The organism is Idiomarina seosinensis (genome assembly GCF_003987275.1).
In the GTDB taxonomy this organism is placed as follows: Bacteria; Pseudomonadota; Gammaproteobacteria; order Enterobacterales; family Alteromonadaceae; genus Idiomarina; species Idiomarina seosinensis.
The window spans coordinates 268,618-290,996 of the sequence record NZ_PIQF01000001.1 but is presented as its reverse complement, the minus strand read 5'-3'; the positions used below and the strand labels follow the sequence as shown (position 1 = coordinate 290,996).

General features: G+C 48.9%; 19 protein-coding genes. 1 reads left to right on the top strand and 18 read right to left on the bottom strand.

Annotated elements, in window-relative coordinates:
- The 8 genes from CWI81_RS01285 to topA form a co-directional block, all read right to left on the bottom strand.
- The gene (locus CWI81_RS01285; protein ID WP_126783434.1) at positions 1–450 is read right to left on the bottom strand and encodes a type II secretion system protein; all 450 of its coding nucleotides are present in this window, start codon (positions 448–450) and stop codon (positions 1–3) included.
- A gap of 47 nt (positions 451–497) precedes the next feature.
- Positions 498–1,520 carry a type II secretion system F family protein gene (locus CWI81_RS01280; protein WP_157983286.1) on the bottom strand — a complete coding sequence of 341 codons (1,023 nt, stop codon included), beginning with the start codon at positions 1,518–1,520 and terminating at the stop codon, positions 498–500.
- Positions 1,510–2,934 carry an ATPase, T2SS/T4P/T4SS family gene (locus tag CWI81_RS01275; RefSeq protein WP_126783432.1) on the bottom strand — a complete coding sequence of 475 codons (1,425 nt, stop codon included), beginning with the start codon at positions 2,932–2,934 and terminating at the stop codon, positions 1,510–1,512. The genes CWI81_RS01280 and CWI81_RS01275 overlap by 11 nt, the downstream gene beginning before the upstream one ends.
- Entirely contained in the window at positions 2,931–3,314 is a 384-nt protein-coding gene (locus CWI81_RS01270; RefSeq protein ID WP_126783431.1) for a hypothetical protein, read from the bottom strand. The genes CWI81_RS01275 and CWI81_RS01270 overlap by 4 nt, the downstream gene beginning before the upstream one ends.
- Positions 3,304–4,437: a hypothetical protein gene (locus tag CWI81_RS01265; RefSeq protein ID WP_126783430.1), complete on the bottom strand. Its 1,134-nt coding sequence runs from the start codon at positions 4,435–4,437 to the stop codon at positions 3,304–3,306. Before CWI81_RS01265 ends, CWI81_RS01270 begins: the two co-directional genes overlap by 11 nt.
- The gene (locus CWI81_RS01260; protein ID WP_126783429.1) at positions 4,437–5,927 is read right to left on the bottom strand and encodes a hypothetical protein; all 1,491 of its coding nucleotides are present in this window, start codon (positions 5,925–5,927) and stop codon (positions 4,437–4,439) included. The genes CWI81_RS01265 and CWI81_RS01260 overlap by 1 nt, the downstream gene beginning before the upstream one ends.
- Positions 5,927–6,337, bottom strand: a complete 411-nt coding sequence (locus CWI81_RS01255) for a hypothetical protein (protein ID WP_126783428.1) — start codon at positions 6,335–6,337, stop codon at positions 5,927–5,929. The genes CWI81_RS01260 and CWI81_RS01255 overlap by 1 nt, the downstream gene beginning before the upstream one ends.
- Before the next feature lie 107 nt (positions 6,338–6,444).
- Positions 6,445–9,063 carry a type I DNA topoisomerase gene (topA, locus tag CWI81_RS01250; protein ID WP_126783427.1) on the bottom strand — a complete coding sequence of 873 codons (2,619 nt, stop codon included), beginning with the start codon at positions 9,061–9,063 and terminating at the stop codon, positions 6,445–6,447.
- A 293-nt stretch (positions 9,064–9,356) separates the two neighbouring features.
- On the opposite strand from topA, the gene astB reads away from it, so the two are divergent.
- Entirely contained in the window at positions 9,357–10,697 is a 1,341-nt protein-coding gene (gene astB, locus CWI81_RS01245; protein WP_126784434.1) for an N-succinylarginine dihydrolase, read from the top strand.
- Between the two features lie 48 nt (positions 10,698–10,745).
- Here the strand turns inward: astB and purF are convergent, their stop codons facing one another.
- The 10 genes from purF to fabB form a co-directional block, all read right to left on the bottom strand.
- Complete coding sequence (gene purF / locus CWI81_RS01240; protein WP_126783426.1) at positions 10,746–12,263, bottom strand: amidophosphoribosyltransferase; 1,518 nt, start codon at positions 12,261–12,263, stop codon at positions 10,746–10,748.
- 15 nt (positions 12,264–12,278) lie between these two features.
- The gene (locus CWI81_RS01235; protein WP_126783425.1) at positions 12,279–12,773 is read right to left on the bottom strand and encodes a CvpA family protein; all 495 of its coding nucleotides are present in this window, start codon (positions 12,771–12,773) and stop codon (positions 12,279–12,281) included.
- A gap of 91 nt (positions 12,774–12,864) precedes the next feature.
- Positions 12,865–13,422, bottom strand: coding sequence for an SPOR domain-containing protein (locus CWI81_RS01230; protein WP_126783424.1), 558 nt, complete (start codon positions 13,420–13,422; stop codon positions 12,865–12,867).
- Between the two features lie 2 nt (positions 13,423–13,424).
- Entirely contained in the window at positions 13,425–14,729 is a 1,305-nt protein-coding gene (gene folC, locus CWI81_RS01225) for a bifunctional tetrahydrofolate synthase/dihydrofolate synthase (protein WP_126783423.1), read from the bottom strand.
- A gap of 9 nt (positions 14,730–14,738) precedes the next feature.
- A complete protein-coding gene (gene accD, locus CWI81_RS01220) occupies positions 14,739–15,620 on the bottom strand; it encodes an acetyl-CoA carboxylase, carboxyltransferase subunit beta (protein ID WP_126783422.1) in 882 nt (293 codons plus the stop codon).
- An 84-nt stretch (positions 15,621–15,704) separates the two neighbouring features.
- A complete protein-coding gene (gene truA / locus CWI81_RS01215) occupies positions 15,705–16,496 on the bottom strand; it encodes a tRNA pseudouridine(38-40) synthase TruA (protein ID WP_126783421.1) in 792 nt (263 codons plus the stop codon).
- 21 nt (positions 16,497–16,517) lie between these two features.
- Complete coding sequence (locus CWI81_RS01210; protein WP_198678631.1) at positions 16,518–18,704, bottom strand: FimV/HubP family polar landmark protein; 2,187 nt, start codon at positions 18,702–18,704, stop codon at positions 16,518–16,520.
- A 132-nt stretch (positions 18,705–18,836) separates the two neighbouring features.
- A complete protein-coding gene (locus CWI81_RS01205) occupies positions 18,837–19,853 on the bottom strand; it encodes an aspartate-semialdehyde dehydrogenase (protein WP_126783419.1) in 1,017 nt (338 codons plus the stop codon).
- Between the two features lie 24 nt (positions 19,854–19,877).
- Positions 19,878–21,035, bottom strand: a complete 1,158-nt coding sequence (locus CWI81_RS01200; protein ID WP_126783418.1) for a 4-phosphoerythronate dehydrogenase — start codon at positions 21,033–21,035, stop codon at positions 19,878–19,880.
- A 23-nt stretch (positions 21,036–21,058) separates the two neighbouring features.
- Positions 21,059–22,273, bottom strand: coding sequence for a beta-ketoacyl-ACP synthase I (fabB, locus tag CWI81_RS01195; RefSeq protein WP_126783417.1), 1,215 nt, complete (start codon positions 22,271–22,273; stop codon positions 21,059–21,061).
- Between the last annotated feature and the right edge of the window lie 106 nt (positions 22,274–22,379).

Here is a 22,379-nt window from a genome sequence, read left to right as displayed (position 1 = left end):
TTAGCCTTGGAAGGTTATCGTCAAAGACTCAGACGTATAACTAGCAACTACCGCAGTATTCGAATACTCCCTTACTAGACGCTCTCCCTCTGTCGATGAACTCACGCCGCTAAGGGTCACCGTGTATCTAGTTAAGTCACCAACATCTGGCGCAACGCTAACATCACCACCCCAGGGATTTTTCTCAACCCCATCACCCCAGGTTTCCGGCACCGCGCCAATGGTAGTCAGTTCAGTGATACTAATGCCCGTATAAATTCCGGTATTAGGCCGCCACATCTGGGCCCCGGATTGTAAGGTGGTAATCATACTTTTAGCTTCTGATACACGCGCATTCGAGACCGCCCAATCTCTTAGCACCAGTGTCCCTAGTGTGGCTATCGCAATAATGCTTAACACCGCTAGTACTTCAATAAAGGTAAAGCCCTTGGTCAGATATTGTTGTTTCATTTTACAAACACTCCTTGTTGAATAAATTAATTGCAACACCCACTGGATTAACTCATCAGGATAGCCATCATCAGCTGCCCGGAAGCCTGAATAAGAATAACCATAAGAATAATAATCGTGCTGTATAAAGCCGTCAGCATAATCCGTTGCCGCAGCATAAGTCCTCGCTCGATGCTCTCACTACTGCGCAGTGCCGTGCGCCACAAGCCTTCCACAACAGCCTGTTGGCGGCCACTATTGCGCAACCGGAAAAGCAACTGCGGCGTTAACAGTCCGGTACTCATAACTTCGGCCAATTGCTGTTCGCCGCGCGCCAGTCGCTGCGACATACAATGCAAATGGTGTTGTGCGTAGGGTGTCGACAATGGCTGCAAGCGTTGCAACGTTGTCTGCAGACTTAACCGGTGACGTAACATCAGTGCCACCATTTGCGTTATCCATACAGCCGTTAGTGCCCGTTGATAAGCAAATAGACCAAAGCGCTCGAACTTAAAACGCCGGGTCGAAATCCAGTTCTGACCTATCCATTGGTACAATCCAAACACACCAATTACAGTAACAGCAGCTAGCCAACCCCAGCGCAGTAACCATTCCCCCAACTGCACAACGATAGCGACCGCCCAACCAGGCGTGATCTGATCGACATATTTCAGTAGTCTCGGAAAATAAGAGGTACCGGCAACAGTCATGGCGGTTAGCACCGCCAACAATATAAATAATGGATACAATCGCTGCCGCCATAGCTTTAGGATTAACTGTTGCCGCTGCTGCTGAAACTGCTGATATTGAGTCAACAACTCCGTTAAACAGTAGCTTTGTTGACCGAGCGCAAACACTTGCAGCAACTCACGATCGAGCCACCCCTGTAAGCCAGTAACTAACGGCAGCCCACGTCGTAAGCAATGATAAAGCCGTTGTGCCAACTGTTGCTCCCGTTGCAGGTCGTATTCTTCAGCGCTTAGCTGCATCGCTTTAGCCGCTTGCAGCGGACTGCAGCCGTCCTGCAGCCAATGACAGTAGTCTTCTACCCACTGCCACTGCCGGCGGCGTGACCAACGATTAACGTCCAACCGGACCATCCGCATGATAATGATAAACCTGGGCTTGTTCAGCCATCGCGGCGGTGCTAAAACCTCGTTCCCGCCAACGCTGAGCTATCGATAACCAGCCATGATCTAACAGGTGTTGACGCCAGCCGTTATAATCTCCCCGGCGTAAATACCGCCGCGCCGGGTAATCTATCATCACGTACTCAGCGACCAGACAAGTTCGCTCAGGTTGATGTACAAGATGCTGTGCAATAATTCCCTGTAAAACGCCCTCGGCAATCAATTCGTTGAGTTCAATACCAAGGTTTTGCAACCGCTGAATGGCTCCAATACAGTCATGTGCATGCAACGTTGCGGTAACCAGGTGACCGGTTAATGCGGCTGTCACCGCCGCCTGAGCCGTGCCGGTATCGCGGATTTCACTAATTGAAATTACGTCTGGATCCTCGCGTAATGCAATTTTAATATGCTCAGCAAAACTATCAGTTTGAGCATCGACCCACCGTTGTTCAATCAACGGCTGCACAATCTCAATAGGATCCTCCAGCGAGATCACCTTTTTATCGTTTCCAAACAAACCGTTCAAAGCGGCTAACGATGTTGTCTTGCCATGCCCGGTAGCGCCAACAATCAGTACTAACCCATGCCGTTGTTGTAGCAACTGATGAATAGCGGCCTGCACATCTCCCGGCATATTCAGTTGATCAAACTGCAATGACTGATAAGAGCGCTCCGGCAAGATGCGCAAGGTGACCGCAAAACCATTATTTAACGGCGACTTTTGCAGTCGTAAACGAACTTTTTGCGCGTCACTATGATTGCCGTTTCCAGCTGCGGGCAGCAACAGATCGATACTGGCACTGTCAGAGCTTTGTTCATTAAAAACGTCTCGATAATCATCGCTGCAAGTATTAAGTGTTGCCGCAATCGACTCAACCATAGCTTCACGACTACGACGCTGGGCACCAACCAGCCGCCCTTTTACTCGAAAATTAATATGTGCGATGACCGGCGTAAAGCGCAAATGAATATCACTCGCCTGCATTGTTACCGCCTCGCTGACTAAATCAATCAAGGTTTGCTGAGCTCGAGTTTTATCAGCGACACCCACTCCCGGCTCGCGACCGCTTTGCTGATTACCGTCTCGATCCGCCTCGTGCAGTAAGCTACGAATATTGGCAGCGCTTGCGTAAGCAGTCACCACCTCTTTTTGCAAGCGTTCCGACAGCAACTGTTTAACATTATTAAATTCTAAGCTGGCCTGCCTTGGCACTGGAGGTGAACAGACCAACATACCCGCTTCGGTTGCCATAATCGCCAGATCGGACTGCGCATTAGCCCGCCATTTTTCTGAAAGCTCAAGGCAATAATCAAGTAACATCGGCGGTATAATAGAGCCTTGTAATTCGCGAGTGTTTAACAAGTTAGTCGTCATCTTGACTGCTCTCCAGTGTTATTGACTGAGCGCTGCCAACGCCACTGCTGCTGACGCCTGAATAAACTAAGCCGAACTTCATTAAAACGAACCTCGCTAACTAATTGGCTTTGGTTTTCGCTGTCATTAACGACCGCTGATGAGCGCTGCTCAGTGCCGGCAACTTGTGCCTGTTCCCGGCGCAACTTGGCATAATCCAGTTGCAGCTGGGCCAACTCGTTAGCCAGTCGTTGTTGCTGAATCTGTAACTGAACCTGTTGATGCTGATGAGTTAGCTGTTGCCACTGCTGGCTGAGCTTTAATGGCAAGCCGTCTTCGGCTGCCGCATTAGCCGCCATCAACAGGCTCATGCCCACTCCGAAAAAGCGCTTACGTTTCATTGCGTCGATCCTTGTCAGTAACTACTATTGCTTGACCCGGCGCCAGTGTCAGCGAACCATTCCAACCTAAAACAGACGGCTCTAAATGACCTTGCTCAACCGTTAATGACCTATTAGCTAAACGTTCCGCCAGAACGATTAGCTGAGCCGGGCTGACATCAGCCCAGGTTACCTGTAACCGATACCCTTGCTGATGTAATGAAATGCCTGGTTGCGGATTAAGGAGTAGCTGCCGGTGCAACGCCGAAACACTTTGGTTGGCGGAAACGGCCAATGCTGCCGATAGTTTAAGTGTGGGTATACGTGCAACGTGGTCAATTAACAATCGGTTATTATCCGCTAGAGCGTAATCATCTTTTAATTGGTACCAGCCCAACGGCGGCTGCCCTTGATAAGTTGCCTGAGCAGTTGCATAACTGCCGTCGGTGTTTTGTAGCCTAACCTGTTGCAGCCGCCAGGCTCCAAGCACAGACTGTTCGGTATAACGCACAAACGCCAATAACACAGCGGTCGGTTCCAATAAGCGCAATTTATCCGCTGCTGCCCCCGGTAGGGTTGACTGCACTGGCTCCCCTGTTTCCTCATTCTGCCAGTAAAAGTATCCTGCGAGCAGAACTACAGGCAGTAATACCAGCGCAACCAGGCATTTCTGCCGGGAGCTTTTATAAGCAGGCAGTTGCCTTACTTTGCTTAATGGCAATAGCTGTGAAGCTGAGCAATCAACCGTTAGTTCGGTCGCCGAGTCCCAACAATCAGGTAATGCTGGCAGACTTCCCGATTTTAAATAACGTGTCTGCCCCGGCAGACCTGTCATCGTATTTAGCAGCATTGCTAATGGCTGTTGCTGAATACTTTCTAAACGTCCGTTCGACCAAAGGATAAACACCGGCCCATCGATATGTTGTGCGACAATGGCATAGCTGCCATCGCTGGTGATAGTTGCTGATAGAGCCAACACAAAGTCACAACAAGGCTCTGCCGCCAGACTTAACCACCAATTATCTGCAATCTTATGCAGTTGTAAGTGGTCATAACCCATCTGCTTAGCTCGTCGAGTTAAGTTTTTAACCGCCGGACGCTTAGTCCCCCAACACTCTCTGAATAACGCAACATTAGGCTGCATTAGACCCCCTCACCAACAATATGGGGAGTTAACAACAACAGGGTCTCGCTGTTACCTATTGATTGTTGGGTGCTGCCTCCGGCCAGCCAGCTCAATATTCCTTTGCGTTCTGCGGCTTCGCTTCGCGAGTGTTGAAGGCCTGACAACAATAAGGTTTGCTGATGGCCGACCATTGCTTTTAAGAAAAAGGTTTTGCGTGAGGTTCTTGGCGTCTGAATACGTTGTTCGCCGGAGCTTACAGAGTCGATTCCACGCAATGCGCTGAGACTTGAAGATAATTGTAAAATAACCTGCCGTTGCTGTACTTTTGGTAACAAAAACAATTCAAAACCGGTCGTCACTTTGCCCGGTAACAACAACTGCTCAGTTCCAACATTTGGCGTGCTGGTGGTCCCTGAGGAAGCTAAATAACTGGTTTCGTCCTCAACCAGTATCCGGGCAATCTGATTATTTAAGGTCAATACTCGCGGATGATGGCTAACTCGCACCTGTCCTTGTTGTTGCAACGCATCAATAAACAGCTGAGAGCCATTAAAACGGCCACTGGTTTTTTGTAAACCAAATTGTAACGGCGCGCCGAAATTACCAGCCACCGCCGAGGAAAGTTCGGTGATTGGACCCACACCATCTGCATTTCTTAGCAGATTCCAGTCGACTGCGTATTGTTCACTGTCATCAAAATTGACTTCGATAACCTGCACATCGATAGCAACCTGTCGCGTCAGGTTGCTGTTTAATTGATGTATATAATCAGCGACTGCCGCAATCACAGTTGGCGTGTCTTTAACCACGACTGAGGTAGAGCTTTGATTAATGGCTAATTCACCACGGCTGGACAAGAGCAGTTTCAGGGACCGCTCTAAGTCACTCCATAAAGACAATTGTTGTGAGGCGAAGTTAAGGTATTGATTAGAGTCTTGAGTAAAGCTATGGTCGACGTTGGTGCGTTTTGCAACGCTACCGCGAGTGCCATCTTCGCCGAGCATAAAGCGTGTATCCCCGGCCAGAAAGGAAACATCAAACTGGCGCACCGATAGTTGCTTAACTTCTACCCGAGCTTTATAGGGTTCGATGATCAATTGTTGAGCATTAGCTATCCAGTTTAATACACCTCCGACACTGGTATCTTGATCGGTAAACACCAACCTCTCGGTATCCACTTCGTCAGCAATATAGACGCTGACACCAAGCGGACTTAGTAACTGTTGCAATGCTTTTAACAAAGGTACTCCGCGCATATCGGCGGCTACTCGTTGGGAATACCAGGCGGGTTTAGCAATGAGTTCCGGGTCTATCGCCGGCACATAAAAGTTATCACTAAAAACCACCGTATCGACAGCTTTCGGTAATCGCTGATAGGGATGTTGCTGAGCCAGTTGCGCATGCTGCTGTTGCTGTAAAGCATCAGCCTGACGCAACAGTTGCTGCGGATCATTGACACAAGCAGCGCTGAGCATAGCAACCAGTACTATCAGAACTAAGCGGTGCATTAGCTCGTTGATCCATCACGATAGCGAACAACCGCACTTTGATTCGGATGCATTACAAGCTGTAATTGATAAGGCTGCAGCACGCGACGCAGCAGCTCAGCCCAGGTTTGGGCATTGATAATATGTTTCGTCGGCCATTGGTGGTGTGGCGAGGCTTGCCAGTCCAGCACCTTGATCGCCAGGTGCTCTTTCAATAAACGACGAATTTGGGGTTCTAGCTGACCCGGCAACAACTGTAACGATACGGGTTGCGCAACATCAGACGTTGAGCCAATACTGGCGAACGATGGCTTCGCGTGCAACAACGGCTGACAAGAAGAAAGCCCCGCCGCTGATGCGACCGGGGCTGCCAACAAAATGAAACTACAGCAGCCAAGCAACTGCCGGGAATAACTGCGCTGTGACTTCATCGGACCTCCTTGTCCAGTTGACCGTGTCTTCGTGACACTCATCTACTGTAGAAAGGAGCTCCGCTAACCGCTAGCTCATTCCACCGACAGCTGCTGTAAGATATTGGCTACTTACTGTCGATTTGCCATTTTCCGTCTTTATAAAAAGCTTTCCAGCCGGTTTGCTTTTTATTCACTTCGGTAACAACATATTGCTCTTTACTCTTCCGTGAAAAACGGACAATGGCATCGTTACCGTCGTCGTCTTGTTGAGGCGCTTCGGCTAAGTACTTAAACTTATCAGGGAGCCGATCTTTAAAACGCGCCAACTCCTTAACCGTTACCGCGCGCGTCTCACGAGACTTGGGAAAGGTGTTTGCCGATAAGAAAATGCCTGACGCACCATCACGCAGCACAAAGTACGCATTAGAGTCCTCGCAGGGTAACTCTGGTAACGGAACTGGATCTTCTTTGGGTGGCGCAGGTTCGCCGCTACGCAACAATTTTCGGGTATTCTTACAGTCACTATTGGTGCAACCGAAGTATTTACCAAAACGGCCGGACTTTAACTGCATTTCTGAGCCACACTTATCGCACTCAATGGTGGGACCGTCATAGCCTTTAATCCGGAATGTACCCTGTTCAACCAAATGCCCGTCGCAGGTTGGATTATTACCACAGACGTGCAATTTCCGTTGCTCGTCAATCAGGTAACTGTCCATGGCTGTACCGCACTTCGGACACCGCTTTTTAGCTCGCAGCGCCTCGGTTTCAGCCTCTTCTTCGTTGGTTACTTCGACCGCTTCTTCACCCGGCACCAAATTTAGTGTCTTGGTACAGCGTTCCTTAGGCGGCAAGTTGTAGCCTGAACAGCCCAAGAACACGCCGGTAGAAGCCGTTCTAATACCCATTTTACGGCCACATTCGGGACAGTCGATATCGGTCAGTACTGGCGGATTACCGCGCATACCGCCTTCTGTCGGCTCTAGCTCAGCTTTTTCCAGGCGTTCTTTAAAGTCCTCATAGAACTTATCCAGCGTTTGCTTCCAGTTGCGCTCGCCGGCAGCGATATCATCCAGCGCCTGCTCCATTTCCGCAGTAAAGTTGTAATTCATCAATTCGCTGAAGTTTTCAATCAGGCGATCGTTGACAATCTCTCCCATTTTTTCGGCATAAAACCGACGGTTATCAACTTTTACGTAGCCACGGTCCTGAATCGTCGAAATAATCGATGCATAGGTCGATGGTCGGCCAATACCGCGCTTTTCCAGCTCTTTAACAAGAGCGGCTTCGCTGTATCGTGCTGGCGGCTTAGTAAAGTGCTGCTGTGGATCAAGCGTCTGTAAGTCAAGCGAATCGCCTTTACCAACATCCGGTAACAATTGATCACCGTCTTTCTTGCTGCTTGAAGGTGGCATCACTTTGGTCCAGCCGGCAAACTTCATAACCCGACCGCGAGCTTTCAACTCAAATTCACCGGCTTCGGCCGTCAGCGTGGTACTGGTGTATTTTGCCGGCACCATCTGACAAGCGACAAACTGGCGCCAAATCAATTCGTACAAGCGTTGCGCATCACGTTCCATCTGGCTTAACTGCTCGGCTTTTAAATTAACGTCAGACGGTCGAATGGCCTCGTGAGCCTCCTGCGCGCCCTCTTTCGAACCATACTTGTTCGGTTGCTCGGGCAAATAACTTTTTCCAAACTGATCCTCGATCAAACCACGACAAGCTGCCACTGCATCGGCACTTAAATTGGTCGAGTCAGTACGCATATAGGTAATGTGCCCCGCTTCGTAGAGCCGTTGTGCCATGGTCATAGTCTTTTTCACACCAAACCCTAGGCGAGTACTGGCGGCTTGCTGCAGGGTCGATGTAATGAACGGCGCTGACGGACGACTGCTGGTCGGCTTGTCTTCGCGTGAAACCACCCGATACTGAGCTTGCTTGAGAAGTTCTAACGCTTGCTGCGTTTGCTCTTCGTTGACCGGTTTGAAACTTTTACCCGCCTGCTTGGCGACTTGCATGCGCAAGTCGTCTTTTTGTGGCGTGGTCAGATCGGCAAACACATCCCAATATTCTTCCGGAACGAACGCTTTTATTTCTCGCTCTCGTTCTACGATAAGTCGCACGGCTACCGACTGTACCCGACCAGCCGAGAGCCCTCTGGCAATTTTCTTCCACAGCAACGGGGACACCATAAAACCGACCACACGGTCCAGAAAACGCCGTGTTTGTTGAGCGTTAACGCGATCGGTATTAAGTTCCGCTGGGTGTTTAAACGCATCTTGAATTGCCGACTTGGTGATTTCATTAAAAACAACGCGCTGATAGCGGGTATCTTCACCACCAATTAATTCTTTTAAATGCCAGGCTATTGCTTCCCCCTCGCGGTCCAAATCCGTTGCCAGAATAACGGCGTCAGACTTTTTCGCGAGCTGCTTTAATTCTTTCACGACTTTTTCTTTACCGGGCAGTACTTCGTAGTGCGCTTCCCAGTCATGCTCCGGATCAATCCCCATACGAGCAATTAAACGTTTATAGTCGCGTTGTCTTTGGTAGCGTTCCTTTGCTTTCGGCTCCATTTTACGGATTTCCGCGGCCGGTTTGCTCGGTACTTTTTCTACCGCCTTAGTGGGTAAGTCTCGCACATGGCCCACACTGGACTTGACCACAAAGTCCTTGCCCAGATATTTATTAATGGTTTTGGCTTTTGCCGGGGACTCGACAATAACGAGCGATTTCGCCATAAACTTTAGCTTCTCTTAGTGATGTATGACCGACGATATAAGTATTTACGCCTGTGATTGCAAGTGTCACTTGGCCGGTTTTTCTTTTTTTAGGTATATCGGTAATCGACGCGAGAAACAACCGTTGCATGCTAATTTGATAAAAATTCGCACAACTGACATAAACAGTCATTTCTCACTTTTCTCTCCATACCCCGCAAAAATAAAGGCTTACAAGCTGCTTTTAACAACGTATAATAGGTAAAAATCGATCATCAACGACGCACTATCAATAGGAGCGCCCGAACGTGACCATGCAACATTTCGAAGTAAACTACGATGGCCTGGTAGGCCCAACCCACAATTATGCCGGGTTATCTTTTGGTAACGTTGCCTCATTAGCCAACGCAAAGTCATCCTCCAGCCCTAAAGATGCAGCCCTTCAGGGATTGCGGAAAATGAAAGCGTTGCATGACATGGGCATGAAACAGGGCGTGTTAGCTCCGCAAGAACGTCCCGATATTTTTGCCTTACGCCGCGTGGGTTTCTCTGGCACTGACGCCGAAGTGTTGTACAAAGCAGCGACTCAGGCGCCGGCTATATTTCAGGCGGTATGCTCTGCTTCCAGTATGTGGACGGCGAACGCCGCTACTGTATCACCCAGTGCGGATACGGCGAACGGCAAGGTGCACTTTACTCCGGCTAACTTAACCAATAAATACCACCGTTCGTTAGAACCGCAGACCAGCGGTCGTATTTTACAAGCCATGTTCGGCAACGAACGGTATTTTCAGCATCACCAACATTTACCGGACAACGAGCACTTTGGCGACGAAGGAGCAGCCAACCATACTCGTTTATGTCGTGAATACGGTCATGCAGGGGTCGAAGTTTTTGTTTATGGACGCTACGCATTTGACTCTTCAAAGCCGGCGCCGAGCCGCTATCCGGCGCGGCAGACGTATGAGGCCAGTGAAGCAATTGCCCGTTTGCATGGTTTATCAGAAGACAATACGGTTTACCTACAACAGAATCCAAATGTCATCGACCAGGGCGTATTTCATAATGATGTTATCGCAGTTGGCAATCAGAATGTGCTGTTTTATCACGAGCAGGCGTTTTCCGACACCGACGCTAAACTGGCTGAAATCCAACAGAAATTTGGCGACAGCGAGTTACACTTTATAAAAGTTGCGACCGATCAGGTGAGTGTCGAGGATGCGGTCAAAACCTACTTATTTAACACTCAGTTGATCACCCCACCTGATGGCAAAATGACGATTGTCGCACCGACTGATTGCCAGGAGAACGAGCGAGTTAACGCTTATTTACAAGAACTTGTCAGCAGCGGCGGACCGATTCAGCGGGTTGAGTTCTTTGATGTCAAACAAAGTATGCGTAACGGCGGCGGCCCTGCCTGTTTGCGTTTAAGAGTGGCACTAAATGACTCAGAACTGGAGGCGGCGAACCAACATTGTCTAATGTCAGATCAACTGTTTGAGCGGCTTAATCAGTGGGTTAATAAACATTATCGTGATGAATTGGCCGTGGACGACCTGCGTGATCCTGCGCTGTTAGAAGAGTCTCGTAGCGCTTTGGATGAACTGACACAAATCCTTAAGTTAGGTTCAGTCTACGCATTCCAGCGCACCTAAGCGCTGGAATGAGCTCTTGTTGCGATTAATGGGCTGCCACAGCGCCCATTAATCGTTGTCGTTGTGTACTTCCAGGTTAGCGTCTTCGCTGCTATCACGCTCTGCTTTGGCAATATCGTTGCGCGCTGCATCGAGTTGATCGAGATACTCCTGGCTAATATCACCAGTGACATACTCACCATTAAAAACAGATGTTTCAAAGCGTTGAATAGCAGAGTTCTCTTGCCCGACCGCTGCTACCAGGTCTTCTAACTCCTGATAAATGAGGCCGTCCGCTTTAATCATATCGCAAATTTCTAGTGATTCACGGCCATGGCCAATGAGTTCATTGGCGCTCGGCATATCAATACCGTAGACATTGGGGAACCGTATCTCCGGTGCCGCTGAAGCGAAATACACTTTATTGGCGCCTGCTTCACGAGCCATCTCAATAATTTGTTCCGAAGTCGTGCCTCGTACTATTGAGTCGTCCACCAGTAATACGTTCTTGCCCTTGAATTCGGCACTAATCGCGTTCAACTTTCTGCGCACCGATTTACGCCGTTGTGTCTGTCCCGGCATGATAAAGGTACGTCCGATATAGCGGTTCTTAACAAACCCCTGACGGTAAGGTAAGTCCATAACACTGGCTATTTCCAGTGCTATGTCGTTACTAGTTTCTGGAATCGGAATAACCACATCGATATCCAGATCACGATAATCGCGTTTTATCTTTTCACCTAATTTACGACCCATGTTTACCCGTGAGGCGTACACTGAAATGCCATCGATAAACGAGTCAGGGCGAGCAAAATAGACATACTCAAAGATACACGGACAATGTTTAGGTTTATCCGCACACTGGCGTGAGTAAAGCTTGCCTTCATTGGTGATGTAAATTGCTTCACCCGGTTCAACATCGCGCACGTATTTAAATCCCGTACCGTCAATGGCAACGCTTTCTGAAGCAACCATGTACTCGTCGCCATCGGCGGTTTCACGTTTACCTAATGCTAAGGGACGAATGCCCCAGGGGTCGCGAAACGCTACCAGACCATGTCCTAAAATCATCGCAACTACCGCATAAGCACCACGCACTTTGCGATGTACAGCGGTAATCGTGCGGAAAATATCATCATCGTTTAACCCCAGACTGTCGTTTTTATCCAGTTCATTGGCAAAAACATTCAGCAATATTTCGGAATCCGAGGTCGTATTTATATGCCGACGAGCCGTTTTGAACAGATGATTATTAACATCGCTGGCGTTGGTCAAGTTACCATTATGCGCCATCGCAATGCCGAATGGAGAGTTAACGTAAAACGGCTGAGCTTCAGCAGAGCTAGAGCTGCCAGCGGTTGGATAACGAACATGACCGATACCCACTTTACCCGCAAGCCGATGCATATGACGAGTATGAAAAACATCACGAACCAGTCCATTGGCTTTACGCAAAAACAAAGTGTTGTGTTCATCTACGGTCATAATGCCCGCCGCATCCTGACCACGATGCTGGAGCATGGTCAAACCATCGTATAACGCTTGATTGACCGGCTGCTTGCCTACGATACCAACAATACCACACATAAAACGCTGACCCTCTTAAACTGGTTTCGGGACTAAAAAACTTGAGCTTGTTTCGAGATATTCAAAAAACCACTGAATAAATACACCAAAGTGCGGTATTAACAGTGAATCTTGCCACCAAGGGCTATCTGACAAGCCGGTAAACGAATCAATAAAGAATAATAAGGCACTAATAATAAGGACCCCGCGTAAGGCGCCAAAGACCAGCCCAAGCACGCGATCGGTGCCTGATAAGCCGGTGTGTTGCACTAATCGGGATAAAATATAATTAACGATGGCACCAAGCACCAAAGTAACTACAAACAGCGCGCCAATCGCAGCAGCATTGCGCACCATCGTGTCTTGAATTTGCGTGAAGTAAACGGCCAGGTCCTGATAAAACTGACTGGCAATAATAAAGGCGGCAACCCATACCGCTAAAGAGACAGCTTCTTTAACAAAACCACGCACCAAACTGACTAAGGTGGAAACCGCGATAATGATAATAATGGCGTAGTCTATCCAGAGCATAAGCACTCGTTAGCCCAATTAAAAGTGGGCAAATTTTAACAGAAACAGCGGTGAATTGTGTTTTTTTTTACATCTCTTTAGTATCGACGGGTTAAGGCTTGTAAGTCACCACTTTGCCTTGCAATCCGGTCAATTCGTTTAAGCGGGTCAACTGTTTTTCTAATTCATTGCGCGACGTATCTGGCCCGATCATTAGTTTTGTCAAATCACCCGCCTGCTCACTATAAGCAGCAAAGCCTTTCTGTCGCAGTTGCGTGACCAACTTTTCAACGCTTTGGCGATTACTAAAGGCGCCCAGTTGAATCACAAATGCGTCCATATCCGCGGCAAACTCTTGGGGTTCACGCGGTGGCGCTTTCAAAGCCGTTTCCGCTAACGCTTCTTCATCAAGCGGCTCAGCCGTGTCTGCAGTGGCTTCGGGCTCCGACTCATCAACCTGACTAGTGCGTTCAGCCAGCTTTTTGCTCACGTCATCAGGGATCGGTTGCGGCTCTTGTAGTTTGGTATTTTGTTGCGGCTGCAGAGGAATACTTTCGAACTCTTCTAAGGTTTCCGCTTTTTCACCATCCAGCACATCCGGCAAAATAATAACGGCCAATGCGACTAAAATTAATGTACCGACAAGCCTGTTCTGTAGCGGACTAGCCAAACTCAGCTCCTTAGATAGTGATTTACGCTGCCGACAGTGTAAAACGAGCCAAATACGAACACCAGCGGCTTTTCATCGTCTGAGCTATTTTGCGCTGCTGTCAGCGCCGACTCAAACGCGCTTTCTATCGTATCATAGCAATCAACCAACTGCTGCTTGTCATTCAGTGCAGGTGCTGCTGCCAACACTGTGGCAGTATTGCCCCGACTCTCGGTTAATGTTCCTAAGTACCAATGGTCAATAACGCCGTTTAATGTCTCAAATACGGCGTTATGATCTTTATCTTTCAACATTCCGACGACAGCATAAACGGGGCGCTGCTTAGCTAACTTCTTTAACACCTTAACAAGATAGCCTGCAGCATGAGCATTGTGGGCCACATCTAACAAAATGTCACAGCCCTGGTGATGCCGTTGCTGCATTCGTCCTGCTAATTCTGCGTTACGCAAACCCAGCTTAATTGCATCCGCACTAACCGCCAGCGGCAGGCATTCTAGCGCCGCCAGCGCCGTCGCCGCGTTCATTAACGGCAGTCGCGGCAGTGGTAGCTGCAACAAATTGGACTCGATGCCACGATAGTGCCATTCCTTTGGTTGCTCGTTAAAACTAAAACCATTTCCAACCTGATGCAGTATCGCGTTTATATCAGTCGCATACTGACGGATACTTTTAGGGGGGTTCGAGTCACCACATATCAACGGTGTGTCAGACCTTGCGATACCCGCCTTTTCACGGCCGATGAGCTCGCGGTTATCGCCCAAAAACTGTGTATGATCAATACCGATGCTGGTGATTACCGCGATATCCGGATCAACCACATTAACGGCATCTAAGCGCCCGCCTAAACCGACTTCGAGAATAGCCACATCCAATGGCTGCTGCTTCATTAACCAAAACGCTGCCAGGGTTCCGAACTCAAAGTAAGTCAGCGAAGTTTGCTGACGATACTGTTCGATCGCTGCAAATGCCTGCACATGGTCTGCGTCGGATAGCCATTCACCATTAATGCTAACCCGCTCATTATAGTGGACTAAATGGGGAGAGGTATAAACACCAACCTTATAACCGGATGCACGCAAAATAGTATCTAGGTAGGCAACTGTTGAGCCCTTGCCATTTGTTCCCGCGACGGTAATCACGAAGCGTGCAGGACGCTGTAAACCAGCGCGCTGCAACACCTGATCGACACGTTCTAAACCAAGCTCTATCTCGTTCGGGTGGGTTTGTTCAAGATACGCAAGCCACTCATTGAGCGGCGACTTGTTATCCGGCACGATACAAGACACCAAATCAGTTTCTCCGGTCATTTCACTGGCTTAAGCTTCTGACTCTTCTATACGATCCATCACCGGGCTTGGTAAGTTCATCATTTTCGCCAATAACCCAGCAACTTTATTGCGCATTTCACGACGATCAACGATCATGTCAATGGCACCGTGTTCAACCAAGAACTCGGCGCGCTGAAAGCCTTCAGGCAGAGTCTGACGTACCGTTTGCTCAATAACCCGCGGACCGGCAAAACCAATTAATGCTTTGGGTTCAGCAATATGAATATCGCCCAGCATCGCTAAACTGGCAGATACACCGCCCATGGTTGGATCGGTTAATACCGAAATATAGGGCAAGCCCTCTTCGCTCATACGGGCTAATGCCGCAGAAGTCTTTGCCATTTGCATCAACGACATAAGCGCTTCTTGCATGCGCGCGCCACCGGAGGCCGAGAAGCAAATCAACGGCAATCTATGCTCCAGACATTGCTCTACCGCTTTTACAAACTTAGCGCCAACCACGGATGCCATCGAGCCACCCATGAAGTTAAAGTCAAAAGCAACAGCGACGACTGGAACGCCTTGCACTGTGCCGCGTTGAGCCACCAGCGCGTCTTTTTCACCACTGCTTTTTTGCGCAGCGGCGATACGGTCTTTATACTTTTTCGAGTCACGAAACTTAAGAATATCTTTTGGCTCAAGCTCGGCAGCTATTTCCGTAACCCCTTGTTCGTCCAGGAACAAGCTTAGCCGCTCTCGTCCGGTCAAACGCATGTGATGGTCACACTTCGGGCAAACGCTCAAATTACGATCTAAATCGTTGCGATAGATAATTGCGTCGCAGGATGTACATTTGCTCCACACCCCTTCCGGGACGTTTTTACGTTTGTTTGATTTTGGCTTTGCAAGAATTCTTTCAATCCAGCTCATAAATGTTCGCTTTCAGGCTCTGTGAAAATTCATCGATTAGCTTACATGGTAGCACAACTCGGTCAAGCAAAGAGGTCATAACAGTCAGCTTTCGTCAATAAACCAAAGTGGACCCGGCTCTGGTTGTGGAATAGAGAACTGTTCAGGGTAATCCACAGCAACTAAATACAAGCCACCTGGTTTAGCCGTTGCCGCAGCCTTGGTTCGGTCTCGTCCCTCTAATAATTCTGCTAACCAATCCGTCGATTGTTCGTGATAGCCGATAAACAAAAGGCTGCCGACGATATTACGTACCATATGATGTAAAAACGCATTCGCTTTTATGTCGATAATAACAAAATCACCACGCCGCGATACCGACAAATGGGTCACCTTACGCCGCGGTGAATGTGACTGGCAATGCGATGCCCGGAACGCCGTAAAGTCGTGTTCACCGATCAACGCGGGCGCTGCTGCCTGCATCGCTTTTTCATCTAAAGGCTGGTGATAATGACTAACACCCTGACCGTGAATGCCAGGACGCAAACGGGTGTTGGCAATAATATATCGATAACGACGCGCGGTCGCGCTAAAACGCGCACTAAAGTCATCGCTAACCGGTTGTGCCCAGCGTACCGCAATGTCACTGGGTAGGTTACTGTTAACCCCCAGAGTCCAGGCCGGTGGAGCGCGCTCAGTGTTTACGTCAAAATGCACGACTTGATGGGTCGCATGCACACCAGCATCAGTACGGCCAGCGCACACCGCTTCGACCGGTTCATTGGCAATTTTACTTAACGCACGTTCAAGCCGTCGCTGAATACTGTCGACTTCTCGTTGGCGTTGCCAGCCATAATAGCGGCTACCATCATATTCCAGACCTAGCGCAATTCGCATACTTCTTCCTTACGAATGTCGTTAGCTATCTAATCGTGTAAACAACGACTTAGCTTCCTCAGCCACCTTGTCGTCATTACCGTCAATCAGTTGTTGTAAAATTTCTTTTGCTTCATCCGCTTCACCCATGTCTATGTAGGCACGGGCTAAGTCGAGTTGACCTGACGCTTCTTCATCAACCGAGCTTTCGTCAGAATCGCTAATATTTTCCAATTCTTCATCATTCAACAAGTCACCGACCGCAGAAGACTGGTAGTTATCCTGCTCTTCTTCACCTTCTTCGGCATCTTCCATCAAACTATCGATGTCGAGGTACCCACCTTCATCGCCATCTTCTTTTTCTTCTGTCGATGTTTGCTCAGGCTCAGAGAACATTTGATCAAGTTCACTATCGGCTTGTTGTTCTGCCTGCTCCAGCGCTTCATCGTCTTCTGGCAGTTCTTCTTCAATATCGTCCAGGTCTGATAATTCCGATTCTAATTGCTCAGATTCCTGCAGCATCCGGTCCAGTTCATTACTGTCCGTTGCTTCGCTGTCATCTTCTTCATCAACAGCATCTTCTTCAATACCCAATTGTGCCAGCGTTTCTTCGGCGGCATCGGGATCTTCAAATTGCGCTTTCTCGGGTTCGGGCTCGGGCTCTTTCTCCGGCTCTGGCTCTGGCTCTGGCTCTGGCTCTGGCTCTGGCTCTGGCTCTGGCTCTGACTCCGGCTCTGGTTCTGACTCCGGCTCTGACTCGGGTTCGGGTTCGGGTTCGGGTTCGGGTTCGGGTTCTGGCTCCGGTTCTTGTTCTGGCTCCGATTCCGTTTGTGGTTCCGATGCTGCTTCGTCATCGTCATCTAAAGACAAATCCAGCGCGGGCTCATCGTCATCGTCGGTTTCTGAAAATAACCTGTCCAACTCTTCTTGAGACAGTTCCGAATCACCTTCTTGTTCATCATCAGAAGCATCTGTATCAGTCAGTTTATCGTCTTCCGGGAGAAGCTCTTCATCAACCGGTTCGGACTCAGAAGTCTCTTGTTCTGATGCAGCCGGCTCTGATGATTGCGCTTCGTTACTATCGTCACCCTCTTCTTCTTCATCATCAAGACGAATGCTAAAGTCGTCATCATCTTGTTGACTCTGACCAGTCTGAGTCAGTTCCGCTTCTAACGCACTCAGATCATCGCCTAAATCTTCATCATCGTCGTTATCGCCGTCCAGATCGAACAAGCCATCATCAGCATTATCCGCTCCTCCTTCCATAAGCTCACGGTCTAGCGCTTTAGAGGCCTCTTCATCATCCAGCTCATCGACTTTCTTTTCAGCGGCAGGTTCATCATCAGATTCTGGCTTACGCCGGATAAACAGCCAATAAAGGACAAATATCACTATCAGAGCCGGTAAAATGGCTAATAATGTGAGGTTTAATGGATTTTTTAACCAGTCCATAAAGCCAGAGGATTTTTCTTGCACTTGTTCCTGCTGCTGCATTTCCATCAACTGTTGCTGCTGTTGCAACAGTTGATCAAACTCTTGCTCTAACTGGCTGCTTTTCTGCAGTCCTGTAGCAAGCTCTTCGATCCGCTCGGCAAGCAGGTCCAGCCGTTGCTGAATTGCTTCGTTTTCATCGTACACGCGCTGCACAGCTTGCATTGACTCGTTAACTTCACCGCGCAATTGACTAAAGCTCTGTTGCTGTTGTTGTTCAACGTCCTTAATCACTTGCTCAGCGCGCTGGCGAGCTTCCTTCAGCAGCTGTTGCTGTTGTTCGCGAGTTTGTTGTGTTTGCTGTTCTGCCTCGGACAGCTGTTGCTCACTTTGTTTTAACTGCTCATCGGCAAGCACCCGGCGACGTGCTGTCTCGGGGTTAATCATGTCGATTTCTTGTAAGCTGGGGATGCGCAAGTAAAAGCCGTCCAGCATACGGTTAATATTACCGTTCACAAACGCTCGCGGATTCGCCTGAGCAATAGCCACCATCGTCTGGTACTGAGTAACACTGGAATGCGGGCGGTATTGCTTGGCAATGGCCCAGAGCGTATCGGAGGAGGTAATCGGCCCATAGCGCTCTTGCCCTTCGCGGACATCTGTAGCCTCGGAGCCTTTTTCGCCCTTAATAATCACGCCGTCGTCTTGCAGCGGGTTATAAGCAAAAGCAAGCAAAGGTAATGACAACAAAGCGGCCATCAAGCTGTTGATGGTCCGTCGCCGGATAGACTGTTTCAAACTGGATCCTGTGTTATCTCGTATCATCCTTTATCTCTGCCCGCACTTTGCTTTTCTTATTAACGGCGTCCGTCATAAAAACTTTATGACATAAGCGGTTTGCTTTTACCACTTCTTTTACGGTTTTACCGATTACCAGTAATCTTTAATTAGGTGTTCAGCAATTTGAATCGAGTTCGTCGCCGCACCTTTACGGATATTATCGGCTACAACCCACAAGTTAAGACCATTTGGATGACTGATATCTTCTCGTATACGCCCAACAAATACTTCATCATGGCCAGCTGCGGTACTTACTTGGGTAGGAAACTCTTCGCGATTCTCAAACAAAGTAACGCCCGGTGCGTCTTTTAACAACTGTTGCGCATGCTCCGCTGTAATCGGTTGACGGGTTTCAATGTGAATTGCTTCAGCATGACCAAAAAACACCGGGACCCGAACAGCGGTCGGATTAACACGCAGAGTAGGATCGTTAAAAATCTTCTGGGTCTCCCACACCATTTTCATTTCTTCCTTGGTGTAGTCATTGTCCATAAAGACATCAATCTGAGGGATGCAGTTAAAGGCAATTTGACGGCTGAAGTTAGCTATTGTTGGTTCCTTCGCGTTCAGTAATTCAGCGGTTTGTTTCGCGAGCTCTTCCATCGACTCTTTACCCGCCCCCGATACAGACTGGTAGGTGGCTACATTGATGCGTTCAATGCCAACGGCATCATGGATTGGCTTAAGCGCCACCAACATTTGAATGGTCGAACAATTGGGGTTAGCAATAATATTACGGTTGCGAAAGTCGGCCAACGCATAAGCGTTAACTTCCGGTACGACCAACGGAATATCAGCTTCGTAGCGATACTCTGAGGTATTATCAATGACCACACAGCCAGCCTCTGCGGCTTTTGGCGCAAACTCTCGCGAGATGCTACCACCGGCAGAGAAAAAGCCGATGTCGGCTTCCGACCAGTCGAACTCCTCGGCATTTAGCACTTCGATATCTTCACCCTTAAAAGAAATGCTATCACCAGCTGAACGTGCGCTGGCCAGTGGGATAAGCTGGCTGACAGGAAATTTTCGTTGCGCCAGGATATCGATCATTTGTTGCCCCACCAATCCTGTGGCACCTAATACCGCAACGCGAAAACCTTCTGACATAGTGACTCCTGTAGCAAGCTAAAGTTAAGCACGAAAGGCGTTAAAGCCCAACGCTGAAAATTGTGCAATCTGCTGTGTATTATGACATGCAATTGGTTGATTGTTGAGTTGTCTGCGCGGATTATCTTTACGGTAATTTTTGCGTAACTGATCAAAACCGCTGGCGGTAATACCATAAGCACGCATGGCTGCATCGTCCGCCCAAATATCGTAGCGCCGCAGTACCAGCTCGGCCAGTTGCGACCATTCAGCAATACCGTCCGCTGGCAAGCTGGGCCAGCCGCAGTCCGGCAACAAAGAGCTCAGCTCATGTTTAAACGTAAGCCCAAAGAAGTCGTGCAATTCGCGCGCAACCATAATAGCACCACCAATTTTACCCTCGGCGCTATGTCCTGCAATATGCGGAGTCGCTATAGTAACCAGAGGCAGCAATTCGCTATCGATTTGTGGCTCTCCTTCCCAGACATCAAGCACCAGCTCCGGACAGTCGCCCTGGGCACAGCACGCTATCAAGGCTTGGTTATCCACCACCGCGCCACGACTGGCATTAATCAGTAACTGCTCAGAGTGCAGTGACTGCAATGCCTCAATATCGAATAAATGTTGAGTCGGGTGAGCACCGCCGTTAATCAAGGGGACATGACAGCTGATAACGTCGGAGTTAAGGACTCGTTGCCAGTGGTCATGAATATCGTCGCTTCGTTGCTCAGCAGCGCCGCTATTAAGCAAAGGCGGATCATAATAATGAACCGTCAGGCCTAATGCCTGCAAACGTCGACCAGCTGCCATACCGGTATTTCCAGCACCAATAATAGCAACTTCTAAATCACTCAATTTTTGCAGCTGTTGGCGCTTAGCAAAGCAAGCAAGCACGGCCGCTAACACGTACTCGCCGACAGAATCAGCATTGCCACCGGGCGCACTGGCTACGGTTATCCCGCGCTTGCTCAGTGCGTTCAGGTCAAGATGTTCAGTGCCGATGGTTGCCGTTGCCACAAACTTTAACTGCGGCGCCTGTTGCAACAAATGCTCATCGACTCTGGTCACTGAGCGCACTAGTAACGCATCGGCGTGTGCCAATAATGCTTGCGGCGGTTGACGATCGGAGTATAAAGACAAAGAACCCGCATTCGTCACTAAGGAGGATAATGCGGGTATGTTTTGATCAGCAACAATATGCACGCTAAAAGCAGTCTTTTAGTCGATTATTCGCTGTATTCACGCAGTACCAATGAGGCATTAGTGCCACCAAAACCAAAGCTGTTGGACATCACTGTTTTCAATGCAGCTTTGGTCGGTTCTCGCACAATATTCATGCCTTCGGCAGCTTCATCAATGTTTTCGATATTGATACTTGGGGTCACAAACCCATGCTTCATCATTAACAACGAATAGATGGCTTCATGCACGCCCGCTGCACCTAGCGCGTGACCTGTCATCGCCTTAGTTGCACTAATCAATGGTGTTTTCTCAGGGAATACGGCACGGATTGCTTCAAGCTCTTTAACATCACCAACCGGTGTACTGGTACCGTGAGTGTTCAAGTAGTCAATTGGCGTATCGACGGTTTCCATTGCCATCTGCATGCAACGAATAGCGCCTTCACCCGACGGCGCCACCATGTCGTAACCGTCTGAAGTAGCTCCATAACCGACGATCTCGGCGTAGATTTTAGCGCCACGTGCTTTTGCTGCTTCCAGTTCTTCGACAACCAGAATACCGCCGCCGCCTGCAGGTACAAAACCGTCTCTGCCCTGATCATAGGTACGTGAAGCTTTCTCCGGCTCGTCATTGTATTTGGTACTGAGCGCGCCCATCGCGTCAAATTCCATCCCCAGTGTCCAGTGCAGTTCTTCACCACCACCAGCAAACACGCGGTCTTGCTTACCAAACTGAATCAGTTCCAACGCATGCCCAATACAATGCGCAGAAGTAGCACAAGCTGAACTAATGGAATAGTTCATGCCTTTAATTTTGTAAGGGGTTGCCAGACAAGCTGACGTAGTAGATGCCATGCAACGAGGAACCATATAAGGTCCTACGCGCTTAACACCTTTTTCGCGCAACGTGTCTGCGGCCGCTACCTGGTGCTCACCAGAAGCACCACCGGAGCCAACCACTAATCCGGTACGCGGGTTGGAGACTTCTTCGTCAGTAAGGCCTGCGTCTTCGATGGCCTGTTTCATGGCTATGTACGCGTAGGCCGCAGAATCGCCCATAAAACGCAATGCTTTGCGATCAATGTGGTCTTTTACATCTAATCGAACCGGTCCCCAAACCTGGCATCGAAGCCCCATTTCGGCAAACGACTCTGAGCGCTCAATACCTGACTTGCCGGTCCGTAATGATTCCAGCACTTCTTCTTGATTGGTTCCGATACTCGACACGACACCGAGTCCGGTAATCACTGCTCTTCTCATTCTTTAGTCCTGTCTTGCGCTATTGCGCTTTTAATTTAAATGTAAATTGAAACTTTATTGGTCATTACCTATATGGTAACTAAGCTTACGTCAATATGTGGTCTGC